Source organism: Pseudomonas sp. AS2.8, assembly GCF_014190935.1.
In the GTDB taxonomy this organism is placed as follows: Bacteria; Pseudomonadota; Gammaproteobacteria; order Pseudomonadales; family Pseudomonadaceae; genus Chryseomonas.
This window is the reverse complement of sequence record NZ_JACHVV010000001.1, coordinates 645,026-661,434: the sequence shown is the minus strand read 5'-3', so window position 1 is coordinate 661,434 and position 16,409 is coordinate 645,026. Positions and strand designations below refer to the sequence as shown.

Here is a 16,409-nt window from a genome sequence, read left to right as displayed (position 1 = left end):
GACGCGCAGTGCTGGACGAATTGGGACTCAAGGGGCGCATCCTGCTGTTGAGCGTCCTCCCGACCTGCTGCATGGCGGCCCTGCTGGGGGTCTACTTCAGCTGGGTGCAGCTGTCCGACATGCGCAGCCAGCTCATCGAGCATGGCCAACTGGTGGCCCAGCAGATGGCCCCGCTCATCGCCCCGGCCATGCGCACCGGCGACAACGACCAGCTCAACCGTATCGCCCAGCGCGCCCTCGACCAGGCCGATGTCCGGGCCATCAGCTTTCTGGATGCCGATGGCAACCTCCTCGCCCACGCCGGTCCGTCGATGACCGTGGAGCTCACCGGGCGCGACTACCAGACCATCAGCATGAGATCCGGGCTGGACATCACCCACTTCAACCTGCCGGTGCAGACCCATGACCTGCGCCTGACCCGCAGCGACGGCAGTCCGGCCACGCCCCAGACCCTGGGCTGGATCCAGCTCGAACTCTCCCATCACGCCACCCTGCTGCGCGGCTATCGCAACCTGGTGGCCGGCCTCCTGCTGATCCTGCTCGGCCTGGCCTTCACCGCCTTCATCGCGGTACGCATGGGCCGCCGCATCAACCGGCCGCTGCAGGTGATCGCCCAGGGGGTCAGCCAGTTGCAGGAGGGTCGCCTGGAAACGCGCCTGCCGATCCAGCTCGGCAGTCCCGAATTCGACGAACTGGCGACCGGCATCAATCGCATGGCCGAAGCCATGGAAAACGCCCAGTTCGAGATGCAGAACAACATCGACCAGGCTACCGAGGACGTGCGCCAGAATCTGGAGACCATCGAGATCCAGAACATCGAGCTGGACCTGGCGCGCAAGGCGGCGCTGGAGGCCAGCCGCATCAAGTCGGAATTCCTGGCCAACATGAGCCACGAGATCCGCACCCCGCTCAACGGCATCATCGGCTTCACCAATCTGATGCAGAAGAGCGAACTGACCCCGCGCCAGCAGGATTACCTGAGCACCATCCAGAATTCCGCCGAGAGCCTCCTGGGCATCATCAACGAGATCCTCGACTTCTCGAAGATCGAGGCCGGCAAGCTGGTCCTGGAGAATCTGCCGTTCAACCTGCGCGACATGATCCAGGACACCCTGACCATCCTGGCGCCTTCGGCCCATGAAAAGCACTTGGAACTGGTCTGCCTGGTCTACCGCGACACCCCGACCCACCTGGTCGGCGATCCGCAGCGCCTGCGCCAGGTGCTCACCAACCTGGTGAGCAACGCCATCAAGTTCACCCACTCCGGCACCATCGCCGTGCGCGCCATGGTCGAGGAAGAGACCGACGACCACGCCCAGCTGCGCATCAGCGTCCAGGACACCGGGGTCGGCCTCACCGACGAAGACCGGCAGATGCTGTTCCAGGCCTTCTCCCAGGCCGACAACTCCCTGACCCGCCAGGCCGGCGGCACCGGGCTCGGCCTGGTCATCTCCAAGCGCCTGATCGAGCAGATGGGGGGCGAGATCGGCCTGGAGAGCATTCCCGGCGAGGGCTCGGAATTCTGGATCACCCTCAACCTGCCCAAGGCCCATGGCAGCGTCGAGAGCCACAAGCGCATCGCCCTGGCCGGCCGCCGCGTCGGCCTGGTGGAGCCCCACCCCCTAACCCGCCAGGCGCTGCAGCACCAGCTGGAAGAATGCGGCTTGAGCGTGGAGCCGTTCGAGACCCTGGAGCAGCTCAGCGAAGCGGTCGCCCACCCGGCCTCCGGCAAGCTGCCGGTCAGCCTGGCGGTGCTTGGCGTCAGTGCCCGCAGCGTCCCGCCGGACCTGCTCACCGAGCGCATCTGGGAACTGGGCCGCCAGGACTGCAACACCCTGGTCTATTGCCCCACCACCGACCAGGCGGTGTTCCACGCCTCCCTGCCGGATGTGCATTGCCAGCTGCACTCCAAGCCGGCCTGCAGCCGCAAGCTGGAGCAGGCGGTGGCCGAGCTGCTCAACCAGCGTCCGCAACGCAACGAAAGCGGCGGCCTGGGCATCACCGACCGGCCGCCGCGGCTGCTCTGCGTGGACGACAATCCGGCCAACCTGCTGCTGGTGGAAACCCTGCTGACCGATCTCGGCGCCCAGGTCACCGCGGTTGAGAGCGGCTACGCGGCGGTGGAAGCCGTGCAGCAGGAGCGCTTCGACCTGGTGTTCATGGACGTGCAGATGCCCGGCATGGACGGCCGCCAGGCCACCGAGGCGATCCGCGACTGGGAAGCCAGCGAAGGTGGCACCCCGGTGCCCATCGTCGCCCTTACCGCCCACGCCATGGCCAACGAGAAACGCGCCCTGCTGCAGAGCGGCATGGACGACTACCTCACCAAGCCCATCAGCGATCGGCAACTGGCCCAAGTCATCCTCAAGTGGACCGGCCTGCGCCTGCTGCACAGCTCGGCACCCGAGGTCGCCAGCCTCAACAGCGGCGGCCAGGACATCTCCACCCTGCCGGTGATGGATGCCGACGAAGGCCTGCGCCTGGCCGCCAACAAGCCGGACCTGGCCAAGGATCTGCTGAGCATGCTGCTCGCCTCGCTGGCGGCGGATCGCCAGGCCATCCGCCAGGCGCGCGAAGACGGCGATCGCATCGCCCTCATCGAGCGCGTCCACCGCCTGCATGGCGCCACCCGCTATTGCGGCGTGCCCCAGCTGCGCGCCGCCTGCCAGCACAGCGAAACCCTGCTCAAGCAGGGCGCGCCGACCTCCAGTCCGGCACTGGAAGAACTGGACGCGGCCATCGTCAATCTGTCCACCCAGGCCAAGAGCCCGCTGTAGCGGGCTAGTCCTCGAAAAGCCTCAGCTGCAGGGCCGCCTCGCGCAGATCGGTCAGGCGCACGCCCACACCGAGCAGCCGTACCGGCCGATTACCGCGCCGGTAGGCCTGCTCCAGCAGGCGCCGATAGCTGTCGAGATCACGACCGGCGCCCTGCTGCTCCAGGGTGGTCTGGGTGAAGTCGTGGAACTTGACCTTGATGAAGGGCCGCTCCGGGCGATAGCGATCGGCCAGGCGCGTCAGCCGCTCTTCGAGCTTGGCCAGCAACTCGGGCAATTCCTGCGCACAGGCGGCGGCATCGGGCAGGTCGCGGTCATAGGTACGCTCCACGCTGGCCGATTGCCGCTGGCTGTCGACCTTGACCTGGCGTTCGTCGATCCCATGGGCCAGCGACCAGAGACGCTCGCCGAAGCTGCCGAATTCGCGTAGCAGATCGAAGCGCGACCAGGTCTGCAGATCGCTGCAGAGGACGATGCCCCGGCGCTTGAGCTTGTCGGCGGTGACCTTGCCCACGCCATGCAGCTTGGCTACCGGCAAGGCGGCGACGAAGTCGTCGACCTCGTGCGGGGCGATGACGAACAGCCCGTTGGGCTTCTTCCAGTCGCTGGCGATCTTGGCGAGAAACTTGTTGGGCGCGACCCCAGCGGACACCGTGATGTTCAACTCCTGCCACACCCGCTTGCGGATATCGCGGGCGATCAGGGTCGCGCTGCCGTTGAACAGCTCGCACTGGGTGACATCCAGATAGGCTTCGTCGAGGGACAGTGGCTCGATCAGCTCGGTGTAGTCCTGGAAGATGCCGTGGATCTGCCGCGACACCTCCTTGTAGACCTCGAAGCGTGGCTTGACGAAGACCAGGTCGGGACAGAGCTTTTGCGCCTGATGCGATGACATGGCTGAGCGCACGCCAAAGGCCCTGGCCTCGTAGTTGCAGGTGGCGACGACCCCGCGGCGATCGGGGGTCCCGCCTACCGCCAGCGGCTTGCCGCCCAGGCGCGGATCGTCGCGCATCTCGATGGACGCATAGAAGCAGTCACAGTCGACATGGATGATCTTGCGCTGGCGCTTGGGTGGGAGCTGAACGGGAGAACTGTCCGGAGCCATGAAGGGAGATGCCGGGCCGGGCTTGGCGGCTGATTATCCGTACAGTAAGCCAAGACCGCCCGGATTTGTCCATGGCGGACGACGAATCGCCCGTCAACCGACGTCTTGCAGCAGGCGTTGCCGGTGGACGACCTCTTCGCGCAGCTCATCGACCACCGCCTTGAGGTCATGGGCATGGTGCAGCTGATCGTAATAGAGGTGGCGCTCGGCGATCACGCCGTCGGGCGTGGTGATCATCAACCGCGCGAAATGCTCGCTGCGCTCGAAGAACTCGATGCGACCCAGGCCCTGGAGATGTTGAAGCAAGGTTTCCAGCAGGAGATTCATGGCGGCCCCTTGGACTTTCCTGGTCAAACGGTTCGGTCGCGCTGCCCATCGTCGAAAGGTGCACCCTCGTCGCCGGCGATGACGGTCCGATCTTCTATATGGCCGGAACGAACATGGCGGGACGTGGTGTCCAGCAATTCCTGCGCGGCGGCGCGGAGCGTCTGCATGTCGTCGACGAGCAATTCGACTTTCTCCACGACCTGAAGTGCCATCTCCGACGCACCTTTGGCACTGCTGCCGGTAAGCGCCAGAGAAAGATTGCACAACTGGGCGACCAGTGTCGCTATATCGTGATCCATCACGCGCATGATGCGCTGATCCAGACGACTCGAATCCTGGGAAGGCTGCATGAGGTTCTCCATAACACCCAGCGAGGATAGCACATGGCCACCACCCGCCTTAGCCGCTTAGCGGCGTTTTGCTATCACCTTCTCACTTGATCGCACAGGGGCCCTCATCGGGTTTTGCGGACCCTTTGCCGCCGAGACAGGTCGACTGAGGACGTACCTCTAGGAGAACCCTCATGAAACGCCCTCTACTCATGTCCTCTGCCCTGCTCCTCAGCCTCATGCTGGGTGGCTGCTTCGATCGCGACCAATCGGATCAGCAGAATCGCTCCAGCGGCGAAAAGGCGTCGGTGCAGATGCAGAAAAGCGACGGCGACAAGTAGGCCCGCCTCTGCTTGGTAAATAAGCCTTTGATGAATATTAAATTTTTTCTTGACGAATTTTTTCTTGGCCCTATACTGAGCCACATCGGACGCGGGATGGAGCAGTCTGGTAGCTCGTCGGGCTCATAACCCGAAGGTCGTTGGTTCAAATCCAGCTCCCGCAACCAAATTCGAAAAACCACTCTCTTGAGTGGTTTTTTTTTGCCCTGAATTTGACCCGGTTCAGATCCAGGCGGTGCGAACTCTGTAGCTACAAGAGCTACAAAGGTTGGTATAGAGCTTTTTTATCTGTACAAGGCTTGGCAAACCGCGCGCGACCAGTAATCTGACGCGCGTTCCTGTCTAGAGGAGTTTGCATGACTGCACCTGATCCAGCCAAAGAGGTCTCCTCGAAGCCGGCATCCCCTGCGGACCACCCTGTTTCGCCGCCTCAGGCGCTGCCCTGGCGTCTCCTGGAGCGCCTGACGGCCTACCGGCAACCCATCGAACTGGGTCTGACGCTGGTGTTGTTCGCCGCCGCCCTGGTGGTCTGCTGGCATCTGCTGAGCAGCATCGATGGCGAAGCCCTCCACGATGCCCTTCACGATATTCCACATTCTTCCCTGATCGGCGCGCTAGTCGCCGCGGCCGCCGGCTTCACCATCCTGCTCGGCTACGAGTGGTCGGCCATGCGCTTCGCCGACGTCAAGCTGCCGGCACGCGCCTGGACCATGGGCGGCCTCACCGCCTTCGCCATCGGCAACGCGATTGGCCTGTCCATGCTGTCCGGTGGGTCGGTACGCTATCGCCTCTATGCCCGCCAAGGCCTCAGCGCCCTGGAAGTGGCGCAGATGACGGTGTTTTCCAGCCTGGCGCTGGGCACCGCGCTGCCGCCCCTGGCCGCCATCGCCGCCCTGACCAATCTGCCGGCGTCTACCCAGGCCCTGCGCGTTCCGGAAGCGGTCATCGTCACCGTGTCCGCGCTGATCCTGATCGGCTATGCGGTCGGTATCCTGGCGCTGCGCCGCTGGCGAGTGCCCGAGCAGCCCTGCGCCCATGCCCTGCACTTCCGCATCGGCAAGCGCGCCCTGCGTCTGCCGACCCTGCGGCTGTCCGTGCTGCAGCTGGTGATCACCATCCTCGACGTGACCGCCGCCTCGATGGTGCTCTATCTGCTGCTGCCCACGGCGCCGCCCTTCGGTGCCTTCCTGCTGGTCTACCTGCTGGCGCTGGCCGCCGGGGTGCTCAGTCACGTGCCGGGCGGTGTCGGCGTGTTCGAGGCGGTCCTGCTGGCCGCCTTCGCCAACGAGCTGGGCGCCGCCCAACTGGCCGCGGCGCTGGTGGTCTACCGCCTGTTCTATGTGCTGCTGCCGTTCGTGATCGCCTGCCTGGTGCTGCTGTTCAGCGAAGGCCGCCGCCTGCTGTCGAACAGTCCGGCGGTACGGGTCGCCTCCGGCCTGGCGGCACCCATCCTCGCCATCCTGGTTTTTTTTTCTGGGGTGGTGCTGCTTTTTTCTGGGGTCACCCCTGAAATAGACACCCGCCTGGAGGGCATGGACTTCCTGCTGCCCCAGCGGTTGATCGATGCCTCCCACCTGGGCGCGAGCCTGATCGGCGTCGTCTGTCTATTGCTGGCGCAGGGACTGCGCCGGCGCCTCTCCGCGGCTTGGGCGGTGACCTTGGTCTTGCTGCTGCTGGGCTGCCTGCTGTCCCTGTTGAAAGGTTTCGACTGGGAGGAAGCCTCCATTCTGGCGATCACGGCCGCGCTGCTCGCCATCTTCCGCAAATCCTTCTATCGCCGCAGCCGGCTGATGGAACAGCCCTTCTCGCCGCTGTACGTGACCGCCAGCATCTGCGTGGTCGCCGCCTCGGTGTGGCTGCTGCTGTTCGCCTATCAGGACGTGCCCTACGACACCCGTCTCTGGTGGCAATTCGCGCTGGACGCCGATGCTCCGCGCGGGCTGCGTGCCGCCCTGGGCAGTTCCGTCCTGCTGCTGATCATCGCCCTGGGCTGGCTGCTGCGCGCCGCGCCGCCGCCCATCGAAGCGCCCACCAGCGCCGAGCTAGAGCGCGCCTTCGGCATCGTGCGCAAATCCAGCCAGCCGGACGGCGGCCTGGTGATGACCGGCGACAAGGCGCTGCTCTTCCACGAAAGCGATGACGCCTTCCTGATGTACGGGCGGCGGGGTCGCAGTCTGATCGCCCTGTTCGACCCCATCGGCCGCTCCCAGCCCCGCGCCGAGCTGATCTGGAAATTCCGCGACCTCTGCGACCTACATCATGCACGGCCGGTGTTCTATCAGGTGCGGGCCGAGAACCTGCCCTTCTACATGGACATCGGCCTGACCGCGCTCAAGCTCGGCGAAGAGGCCCGAGTCGACCTGCATGCCTTTGATCTCGACAGCAAGGGCAAGAAGGACCTGAGATACACCTGGAATCGTGGCCAGCGCGACGGCCTGGCGATCGAATTCCACGCCCCGGGCGAAGCGCCGCTGGACGAGCTCAAGGCGATCTCCGACGTCTGGCTGGAAAGCAAGCAGGTACGCGAGAAGGGCTTTTCCCTGGGTCGTTTCGATCCGACCTACCTCAAGCACTTCCGTATCGCCGTGGTGCGCTTCCAGGGCAAGGCGGTGGCCTTCGCCAACCTGCTGGAAACCGAACGCCCCGATCTGGCCAGCATCGACCTGATGCGGGTCACCGCGGATGCGCCCAAGCAGACCATGGAATTCCTCATGCTGGGGTTGATCCTGCACTTCAAGGCCGCCGGCTTCGCCCGCTTCTCCCTGGGCATGGTCCCGCTGGCCGGGCTGCACCCCCGCCGTGGCGCCCCCATCACCCAGCGCCTGGGGGCCATGGTGTTCAGACGTGGCGAACAGTTCTATAACTTCCAGGGGCTGCGGCGCTTCAAGGACAAGTTCGATCCGGAATGGGAACCGCGCTACATGGCGGTGCCCGCCGGCCTGGATCCCCTGGTCGCCTTCGCCGATACCGCCGCCCTAATCGCCGGGGGTTATACCGGCCTGGTCAAACGTTGAGACTCCTATGCTGAAACGTGCACTCGCAGTACTGCTCGTCATCCTGCTGATCGCTGGAGGCCTGGGCTGGTGGTGGCTCCATCGCTGGCCGTCGGCGCCCCAGGTCAAGGTCCTGGAACAGCCGGATGGCCGCTTGCTGACCATGGCCGCACCCAAGGGCGAGCCGCATGCCCGCGTGGTCCTCGCCACGCCGTCGGACCTGCAGCTGGCGGATGCCGACCTGCTCGGCCTGGCGACCAACACCGGCGCCGAGATCGTCCAGTACGAGGTCAAGGTCGCCAACAGCTGCCAGGCGCAGAACGACGACTTCACCCAGGCGGCCAAGCAGCTGAGTGGCGCCCCGACCTTCGTCGGCGGCATCGGCCCGGGCGCCGCCCGGGCGTGGCGCTGGCTGACGACCCAGGACAATCCCAAGGCAGCGGCCCTGAGCGTCGGCTTCAACCTGGAAACCCTGGATTGCCCGGATGCCCTGCCGGCCAAGGCGGCCGCTGGCCAATGGCACATCGCCTGGAACGATCATCCGACCGACGATTCGGCCATCTTCGTGCGTCAGCAGAGCAATGCCGACCTGACCATCGCCGACTACGGCACTGCCCTGCCGGTGGTACTGCGTACCCAGCTGAAGAATCGCCTGCTGGGGCAGCACAACGACATCCCGACCATCGAGATGCCCGCCGATCCGGACGTCAAGCCCGGCCATCCCGATGTGGTGACCATCTTCTACTCCGGCGACGGCGGCTGGCGCGACATCGACCGACTCTCGGCCCAGGCCATGAACGAAGCCGGCTATCCGGTGGTCGGCGTCGATGCGCTGCGCTATTTCTGGCAGCACAAGAGCCCGGAACAGGTGGCGGCCGACCTGGCCAACCTGATGCAGGAATACCGCGAGAAGTGGAACGCCAAGCACTTCGTGCTGGCGGGCTACTCCTTCGGCGCCGACATCCTGCCAGCGGTCTACAACCGCCTGCCCAAGGCGGATCAGGACCAGGTGACCTCGCTGCTGCTGCTGGCCTTCAGCCGCAAGAGCAACTTCGAGATCGCCGTGGAAGGCTGGCTGGGCAAGCCGGGTGACGAAGCCGATACCCTGCCGGAAACCAGCAAGATTCCCGCCGCCAAGCTGTTCTGCGTCTATGGCGAGGAAGAGAAGGACGACAGCGGTTGCACCCAGGCCGGTCAGCCGGGTGAGAAGCTGGGTCGCCCGGGCGGTCACCATTTCGACGAGAACTACGACAAGCTGGCCGACTTCATGGTCAAGGCCATCGAGGCCCGTACGCCGCAATAGCGTATCTCGTCCGGGCCTGCGGGCCCGGACGAACGGCCGGAACAAGGAACCGGTCTCCAGCGGTCTATGGCTGCAACAGCCACGGAGACCCCCGACATGAGCACACCGCTTTCCGCCGATGCCGCCAGCAAGATCCTGGTGGATGCCTTCCAACCCCTTGGCTGCGTGGTGTCCTCCGGTGCGGATGGCCACGACCTGGCCCTGGGCGTGGTCGATGCCCAGGGCAAGACGCTCTATACCGAAGAACAGCTCAGCGAGGGCGACTACAGCGATCCCCTGCGCCTGGCCGGCTACATAGGCACGGTGCGCAGCGAGCTGGAAGGCCGTGGGCAGACCCTCGACAGCTGGCAGATGCCCTTCATCACCGATCCCGACGCCCTGCCGCCCCCGGTGTTCAACTAGGCAAAGAAAAGGCCCCTGTTGGGGCCTTTTTTCTTGCTGCACCGGACTAGATCTCGACCTGGGTACCCAGTTCGATCACCCGGTTCACCGGCAGCTTGAAGAATCTCAGGTTGCCGTTGGCGTTCTTCATCAGGAAGACGAAGAGATTCTCCCGCCAGGGCGCCATGCCCAGCCGCTTGGAAGCGATCACCGTCTCCCGACTGAGGAAGTAGGTGGTACGCATCGGGGTGAAATCGAGCCCTGGATAGGGGCAGTGGCTGAGCGCCAGGGGAATGTCCGGTTCGTCCATGAAGCCATAGTGCAACACCACCCGGTAGAAGCCGTCACCGAAGTCCTCGACCTCGATGCGCTCGCCGCGCGATACCCGCGGGCGGTCTTCGTAGCGCACCGTGAGCAGCACCACCTGCTCGTGCAGCACCTGGTTGTGCAGCAGGTTGTGCAGCATGGCATGGGGGACCACGTCGGTACGGGCGGTGAGGAACACCGCGGTACCCTTGGCGCGGAACGGCGGCTGGGCGCGGATGCTGCTGATAAAGATCGGGAGCGGCAGGGCACCGTCGTCCAGGCGCTCCACCACCAGTTGCCGGCCCCGCTTCCAGGTGGTCAGCAGGATGAAGATGATGACACCGGCGATCACCGGGAAGGACCCGCCGGAGAGGATCTTCGGCGCATTGGCGGAGAAGTACAGCACGTCCACCAGCAGGAAGCCGATCAGCAGCGGCACCATGATCCAGCGCGGCCATTTCCACAGCAGCAGGATCACCGCCGACACCAGGCAGCTGGTGATCAGCATGGTGCCGGTCACGGCCACGCCGTAGGCTTCGGCCAGGTTGGCCGAGGACTGGAAGGTCAGGATAAGGAAGATCACCCCCAGCATCAGCGCCCAGTTCATCAGCGGGATGTAGATCTGCCCCTGCTCCTGGCTGGAGGTGTGCTGGACCTGCATGCGCGGGATGTAGCCGAGCTGGATGGCCTGCCGAGTCATGGAGAAGGCACCGGTGATCACCGCCTGGGAGGCGATGACGGTGGCCAGGGTTGCCAGGCCGATCATCGGCAGCAGCAGCCACTCCGGCGCCAGCAGATAGAAGGGATTGCGCACCGCCGCGGGATCGGCGAGCAGCAGCGCGCCCTGGCCGAAGTAGTTCAGCACCAGCCCTGGCAGCACCAGCAGCAGCCAGGCCCGGGCGATGGGCTTGCGCCCGAAGTGGCCCATGTCGGCGTAGAGCGCTTCGGCACCGGTCAGCGCCAGCACGGCCGCACCCAGCACGATGAAGCCCTTCACCGGGTTGTCGACGAAGAATTGCACCGCCCAGTAGGGATTGAAGGCCTTGAGCACCTCGGGTTGCTGGACGATGCCATAGACGCCCAGGGCGCCCAGGGTGGTGAACCAGAGCACCATCACCGGTCCGAAGAATTTGCCGATGGTCGCGGTGCCGCGCTTCTGGATGGCGAAGATGCCGACCAGGATCACCAGGGAGATGGGTACGACCCAGGCGTCCAGGCCGTCGAAGGCCAGTTCCAGGCCCTCCACCGCCGACAGCACCGAGACCGCCGGGGTGATCATGCTGTCGCCATAGAAGAGCGCGGCGCCGAACAGCCCCAGCAGCACCAGGGTGGTGGCCAGGCGCGGCGAGCCCTGGGCGGCACGCCGGGCCAGGGCGGTGAGCGCCATGATGCCGCCCTCGCCCTGGTTGTCGGCACGCATGACGAAGGTGATGTACTTGAGGGTCACCACCCAGATGAGCGACCAGAAGATCAGCGACAGGATGCCGAGCACGCTATCGTGATTCAGCGGCAGGCCATAGTGCGGCGAGAAGACTTCCTTGAGGGTATAGAGAGGACTGGTGCCGATGTCGCCGTATACCACGCCGGTGGCGAGCACGATCATTCCCAAGGCCGAAGGGGCTTTACCACCGTGCTCGTGTTCCGGACGGCTCATGCAGGGCTCCTAGAGTCTAAAATCGGCGCATCCTGCGCCGAAGCGGCGTCAGGATCAAGTTGAAAAGGCCGGTAGCCAGGCGCGGCAACCTCTCAGCGCAGCGCCTTACGCACCATAGACTCCTTGGTCGGCAAAAAGCTCTGTGCGGTCGCCACAACCTGCCTGCCCCTTCCAACCAGCGGCAGAGATGGCTAGAATCGCGCGTTTTTTGATCAAGGCGCCTCCTGAGCGCCCGCCGAGGTTAGCCCATGTCCATCCAAACGTCCGCCCCCAAGGTCGGTTTCGTCAGCCTCGGCTGTCCCAAGGCCACCGTCGACTCCGAACGCATCCTCACCCAGCTGCGCATGGAAGGCTACGAGATCGTGCCGACCTATGAAGACGCCGACGTGGTGGTGGTCAACACCTGCGGCTTCATCGACAGCGCCAAGGCCGAGTCCCTGGACGCCATCGGCGAGGCCATCGCCGAGAACGGCAAGGTGATCGTCACCGGCTGCATGGGCGTGGACGAGGGCAACATCCGTGGCGTGCATCCCAGCGTGCTGGCGGTGACCGGGCCGCAGCAGTACGAGCAGGTGGTCAATGCCGTGCACGAGGTGGTCCCGCCGCAGCTGGAGCACAATCCGCTGATCGACCTGGTGCCGCCCCAGGGCATCAAGCTGACCCCGCGCCACTACGCCTATCTGAAGATTTCCGAGGGCTGCAACCACAGCTGCAGCTTCTGCATCATCCCCTCCATGCGTGGCAAGCTGGTCAGCCGCCCGGTGGGTGACGTGCTGTCCGAGGCCGAGCGCCTGGTCAAGGCGGGCGTCAAGGAGCTGCTGGTGATCTCCCAGGACACCAGCGCCTACGGCGTCGACCTCAAGTACAAGCTGGACTTCTGGAACGGCCAGCCGGTCAAGACGCGCATGCTGGAACTGTGCGAGGCGCTGTCGGGCATGGGCGTCTGGGTGCGCCTGCACTACGTCTACCCCTACCCCAACGTCGACGACGTCATCCCGCTGATGGCCGCCGGCAAGCTGCTGCCCTACCTGGACATTCCCTTCCAGCACGCCAGTCCCAAGGTGCTCAAGTCCATGAAGCGCCCGGCGTTCGAGGACAAGACCCTGGCGCGCATCAAGCGCTGGCGCGAGATCTGCCCGGAGCTGACCATCCGCTCCACCTTCATCGTCGGCTTCCCCGGCGAGACCGAGGAAGACTTCCAGTACCTGCTGGACTGGCTCACCGAAGCCCAGCTCGATCGCGTCGGCTGCTTCCAGTATTCGCCGGTCGAGGGCGCACCCGCCAACGAACTGGGCCTGGAGCCGGTGGCGGACGAGGTCAAGCAGGCGCGCTGGGAGCGCTTCATGGCGCACCAGCAGGCCATTTCCGCAGCACGCCTGCAACTCAAGATCGGTCGCGAGATCGAGGTCCTGATCGACGAAGTGGACGAGCAAGGCGCCATCGGCCGCTCCTACGCCGATGCCCCGGAAATCGACGGCAACGTCTATGTCGACAGCGCCAATCCGCTGCAGCCGGGCGACAAGGTCTGGGTGCGGGTCACCGACGCCGACGAGTACGACCTCTGGGCAGAGGCGCTCTGACCGCTAGCTAGTCGTGCAGACGGTGGGTGCCTGGCACATGGGCATGCCCGGCCGCACTGCAGCTGGCGGTGGTCGCTGACGGCGCCGCCGGCTGACCGAGTTCGCGCAGGATGCCGCAACGGTCACCCTCGCCCTCTCCCTGGCAGTGGCGCCTGAGGGTCACCAGCTGCTCGCGCAGCTGATTCAATTCGCGGATGCGCACCTCGACATGATGCAGATGGGCACCGATCAGGGCATCCACCTGGGCACAGCCGGGTTCGGGGGTGTCGCGCAGGGCCAGCAAGGCGCGAATCTCTTCCAGCGTCATGTCCAGCGAACGGCAATGGCGGACGAACACCAGACGCTCGACCTGACTGTCGTCATAGCTGCGGTAGTTGCTGCTGCTGCGCGCGGCCGGACTCAGCAGCCCTTCCCGCTCGTAGTAGCGGATGGTCTCGACCGCGCAATCGGTACGTCTGGCCAATTCGCCGATCTTCATCACTCTGTCTCGTTCTGCTGACGGGCGCCCAGCCTGCGCCGCTCGCCGCTTCGGAGCAAGAGGCTAGCGGAAGTCCGGAAGGTGCTTAACCGCGGCTTTTCCAGGGAGGCGCTGCCGGAGAAGCGAATCGCCCGGGGAAGGGGCTGAGACCTGCCGTGGCGGCTGGCCAGACAGCACGACGCCCCGGCGATGAGTGGGTCGCCGGGGCGTCGAGACAGCGGCCAGACTAGTTGGCGTTGTTCTGGTAGAGCGCGGAGACCCGGTTCGGATGCTCCGACTGGAACTGCGTTTGCGCATTGGCACGGATCGATTTGTTCGATACGTCGCGGCTGGCTGCGGAGGCCGTACCCGACAGCAGACCCATGAACAGGACGGCGACGATGGCTTGGACACCCAGGACTTTCATAGCGAATACCTCTTGGTTGTGCTGTTTCGATAGACACAGCGTACTACCAGTACTAATTCGCCAGAAAGAGCGCTTTTAGAGAGTGATATTTACCTACAAAGCAAAGATCGCCTGGGAACTTCCAAACCTGCTTTGAGCGACCCTAACTCGACCAAGGCCTCTGGCCCGGCTATCGCAGATCGCTCAGGTGCTTTTCCAGCCCCATGGCGCGACCGGCGCCAACACTGGTCAGGTGGAAGAAGCCGTAGTCTTCCAGGTAGGTCCAGCGACTCCGCGGTCCGCTTCCCGCCTCCCCGTGCTGGCACTCCAGGGTCTTGGCCCGCCCACCGAGGCTCGCCAGCACCTTGCGTGCCTCGCCTTCACCCACCACCTTGCAGGACAACCTGATTTCGCGCTGCTCGGTGCCTTTGAGATTGCCGGTCAGGGATTGCCGCGCCTGATAGCCGACCTGGCTGCCGACGGCGAGGGCGCGCCAGTCGCCGCTGAAGGTCAGTTGGTCCAGGCTGGCCACTTCCTCCACCGGCAGACTGCCATTGTCGATACGGGTCCGGCGAACCAGGTCGATCAGCCCGCGCCAGTTGAGCGAATCGACCCGGGCCGCCTTGCCCTGCGCACTGAAGCGCAACAATCCGGGCTGCGGGCCGGGGCTGACCTGCACCTCTTCGCGATAGGCATGAGTCTGGCCTTCGTAGCGGCTCTCGCCCTCCTCCACGAAGCGCTGTACGGCCACCCGCGGCGCCGGCAGTGCCTGTGCCTTCAGCGTCTGCAGGGGCTGTGGCTGGGCCGCGGGCAATTCGCCAGGCGGCGGCGGTGCGGCCGGTGGGGTGGCAACGGCCCTGACCCCGTCCAGGCGTGGCATGGCCAGCAGGGCGTCCCGGCGGTCACAGGCGGCTTCCAGCAGCGTACGCCGCTCGACCGGTGCCGCCGTGAAGGCTTCCTGGCCCTGGGCGCCTACCTGGCTGTCGGTCACCCGCCCGCGATCGTCCAGGCCGTAGCGCGCCAGCAGCAGATAACGGCGCGCCGTGCAATCGGCGGCCAGGGATTCGCGCCACTGGCGCACCGGAGCGCCATAGTGCGGTGTCTGCACCGCGACGGCCAGTTGCTGACCGCCCCAGAAGCGGCGTACGCCGTTGGCATCCAGCAGGCTGTTGCGGTCGATCACCAGGGTGTCACCACCGGGGCCACTGGCGAGGGCGCGCCAGTCGGTGTTGGCCGGCTGGGCGCAGAGCGCCGCCACCTCGGGACGCTGCTTGAGCGCCGTGACCTTGGCCGCGCTCAGAGGCAGCGGCGCGGCATAGGCATTCACCCGCCCGGGATAGACCCGCTGAGCGCCGTCCAGGTAGAGCAGTTCGGCCTGGTCAGCCGCGCAATCCAGGGATACCAGGGCGGAACCGCCATCCGCCAGGGCGAGCGCCAGCTGCAGGCGGGAACCCTCACGAAGAACGCTTTCGGCGATGACCGGACGGGCGAAGAGGTCGTCGGCACTGGTCGGGGGCTCGACCGGGGCCTGCGGGGTGCTGCAGCCAGCCAGGAGCGACAGCAGGCAAAGGGCGGAAAGACGGCTGGAGATCATGGATCCTCTCGACAGGGAACCGCGAAAGATGTCGCGAACAGCAAATTGACCTGAACGAAATGCGTCTGGCGCGGATCAATAAAGGAAGCATGCCGCTTGGCATGACCTCCCCCGTTTCCCAACACGAGGTGCATTCATGAATACCGATCAGATCATAGGCAACGCCAAAGACGCCACCGGCAAGATCCAGGATAGCTTCGGCGCCGCTACCGGCAATGCCGACTGGCAAACCGAGGGCAAGGCCCGTCAACTGGAGGGCAAGCTGCAGGAGCAGTATGGCCAGGCCATCGACTGCGCGCGCAATGTAACCGCCGACAAGCCCTTCACTGCCCTGGCCATTGCCGGCGGTGTCGGTTTCGTACTGGGCGTACTGCTTTCGCGCTCCTGATCGGAGACGCGGGGCTGGCTTCACGCCAGCCCCAAACAAAAAAGGCCTGTCTAGACAGGCCTTTTTTGTTTGGGGCTCATTAGCGCTCCAGGGTGACGAGGTGCCGGTGCACCGCATCCACGATATCGCCGATGTTGAACGGCTTCTGGAACACGGCATCGAACAGCTCCGAACTCTCCTGGGCCAGGTGCGCCTGGGCTCCGCTCATCAGGATGATGGGCAGATGTTGCAGACCCTGACGTTCGCGCAGGGCCTCTGCCAGCTCGCGGCCGTTCATCACCGGCATCATGAAATCGGTGATGACCAGTGACGGTAGTTCTCGATCGAAGACATCAAGCGCGCGGCGACCGTTGCTCGCCTTGACCACCATGTAGCCTTCGTCTTCGAGGGCGAAGGCCAGGATGTCCGCTATCAGAAATTCGTCATCGACTACCAGTATCGTCGTCATCTGGAGATTCTCCCACCCGACGC

The 16,409-nt window shown here is 65.1% G+C and carries 15 protein-coding genes and 1 tRNA gene; 8 read left to right on the top strand and 8 right to left on the bottom strand.

Features of this window, described 5'->3' with window-relative positions:
• Positions 1-8: 8 nt before the first annotated feature.
• Positions 9-2,777 (top strand): response regulator, encoded by a 2,769-nt coding sequence (locus FHR73_RS03040; protein ID WP_183629480.1) that lies wholly within the window; start codon positions 9-11, stop codon positions 2,775-2,777.
• A gap of 4 nt (positions 2,778-2,781) precedes the next feature.
• On the opposite strand, the gene dinB is transcribed toward FHR73_RS03040, so the two are convergent.
• The 3 genes from dinB to FHR73_RS03025 form a co-directional block, all read right to left on the bottom strand.
• Positions 2,782-3,879, bottom strand: coding sequence for a DNA polymerase IV (gene dinB, locus FHR73_RS03035; protein ID WP_183629478.1), 1,098 nt, complete (start codon positions 3,877-3,879; stop codon positions 2,782-2,784).
• Between the two features lie 93 nt (positions 3,880-3,972).
• The gene (locus FHR73_RS03030) at positions 3,973-4,206 is read right to left on the bottom strand and encodes a hypothetical protein (RefSeq protein WP_017642220.1); all 234 of its coding nucleotides are present in this window, start codon (positions 4,204-4,206) and stop codon (positions 3,973-3,975) included.
• Positions 4,207-4,229: 23 nt separating this feature from the next.
• Positions 4,230-4,556: a hypothetical protein gene (locus tag FHR73_RS03025; RefSeq protein WP_183629470.1), complete on the bottom strand. Its 327-nt coding sequence runs from the start codon at positions 4,554-4,556 to the stop codon at positions 4,230-4,232.
• Between the two features lie 173 nt (positions 4,557-4,729).
• Here FHR73_RS03025 and FHR73_RS03020 point away from each other — a divergent pair, with 173 nt between their 5' ends.
• The 5 genes from FHR73_RS03020 to FHR73_RS03000 all read left to right on the top strand — a co-directional run bounded on the left by FHR73_RS03020 (position 4,730) and on the right by FHR73_RS03000 (position 9,574).
• Complete coding sequence (locus FHR73_RS03020; protein WP_183629468.1) at positions 4,730-4,876, top strand: hypothetical protein; 147 nt, start codon at positions 4,730-4,732, stop codon at positions 4,874-4,876.
• Between the two features lie 90 nt (positions 4,877-4,966).
• A tRNA-Met gene (locus tag FHR73_RS03015) sits at positions 4,967-5,043 on the top strand.
• A gap of 189 nt (positions 5,044-5,232) precedes the next feature.
• Positions 5,233-7,890, top strand: coding sequence for a bifunctional lysylphosphatidylglycerol flippase/synthetase MprF (mprF, locus tag FHR73_RS03010; protein WP_260175586.1), 2,658 nt, complete (start codon positions 5,233-5,235; stop codon positions 7,888-7,890).
• Positions 7,891-7,897: 7 nt separating this feature from the next.
• Positions 7,898-9,172 (top strand): virulence factor family protein, encoded by a 1,275-nt coding sequence (locus FHR73_RS03005; RefSeq protein WP_183629466.1) that lies wholly within the window; start codon positions 7,898-7,900, stop codon positions 9,170-9,172.
• Positions 9,173-9,268: 96 nt separating this feature from the next.
• Positions 9,269-9,574 carry a hypothetical protein gene (locus FHR73_RS03000; RefSeq protein ID WP_158891213.1) on the top strand — a complete coding sequence of 102 codons (306 nt, stop codon included), beginning with the start codon at positions 9,269-9,271 and terminating at the stop codon, positions 9,572-9,574.
• Between the two features lie 46 nt (positions 9,575-9,620).
• Here the strand turns inward: FHR73_RS03000 and FHR73_RS02995 are convergent, their stop codons facing one another.
• Positions 9,621-11,462, bottom strand: a complete 1,842-nt coding sequence (locus FHR73_RS02995) for a potassium transporter Kup (protein ID WP_183630178.1) — start codon at positions 11,460-11,462, stop codon at positions 9,621-9,623.
• A 305-nt stretch (positions 11,463-11,767) separates the two neighbouring features.
• On the opposite strand from FHR73_RS02995, the gene rimO reads away from it, so the two are divergent.
• Positions 11,768-13,093, top strand: coding sequence for a 30S ribosomal protein S12 methylthiotransferase RimO (gene rimO / locus FHR73_RS02990; protein WP_183630177.1), 1,326 nt, complete (start codon positions 11,768-11,770; stop codon positions 13,091-13,093).
• 7 nt (positions 13,094-13,100) lie between these two features.
• On the opposite strand, the gene cadR is transcribed toward rimO, so the two are convergent.
• The 3 genes from cadR to FHR73_RS02975 all read right to left on the bottom strand — a co-directional run bounded on the left by cadR (position 13,101) and on the right by FHR73_RS02975 (position 15,550).
• Positions 13,101-13,571, bottom strand: coding sequence for a Cd(II)/Pb(II)-responsive transcriptional regulator (cadR, locus tag FHR73_RS02985; protein WP_183629464.1), 471 nt, complete (start codon positions 13,569-13,571; stop codon positions 13,101-13,103).
• A 226-nt stretch (positions 13,572-13,797) separates the two neighbouring features.
• Positions 13,798-13,977 (bottom strand): hypothetical protein, encoded by a 180-nt coding sequence (locus tag FHR73_RS02980; RefSeq protein ID WP_183629462.1) that lies wholly within the window; start codon positions 13,975-13,977, stop codon positions 13,798-13,800.
• A 169-nt stretch (positions 13,978-14,146) separates the two neighbouring features.
• The gene (locus tag FHR73_RS02975; protein ID WP_183629460.1) at positions 14,147-15,550 is read right to left on the bottom strand and encodes a hypothetical protein; all 1,404 of its coding nucleotides are present in this window, start codon (positions 15,548-15,550) and stop codon (positions 14,147-14,149) included.
• A 136-nt stretch (positions 15,551-15,686) separates the two neighbouring features.
• On the opposite strand from FHR73_RS02975, the gene FHR73_RS02970 reads away from it, so the two are divergent.
• On the top strand, positions 15,687-15,938 hold the full coding sequence (locus FHR73_RS02970) for a CsbD family protein (protein ID WP_183629458.1): 252 nt from the start codon (positions 15,687-15,689) through the stop codon (positions 15,936-15,938).
• A 79-nt stretch (positions 15,939-16,017) separates the two neighbouring features.
• Here the strand turns inward: FHR73_RS02970 and FHR73_RS02965 are convergent, their stop codons facing one another.
• Positions 16,018-16,386, bottom strand: coding sequence for a response regulator (locus FHR73_RS02965; RefSeq protein WP_183629456.1), 369 nt, complete (start codon positions 16,384-16,386; stop codon positions 16,018-16,020).
• Between the last annotated feature and the right edge of the window lie 23 nt (positions 16,387-16,409).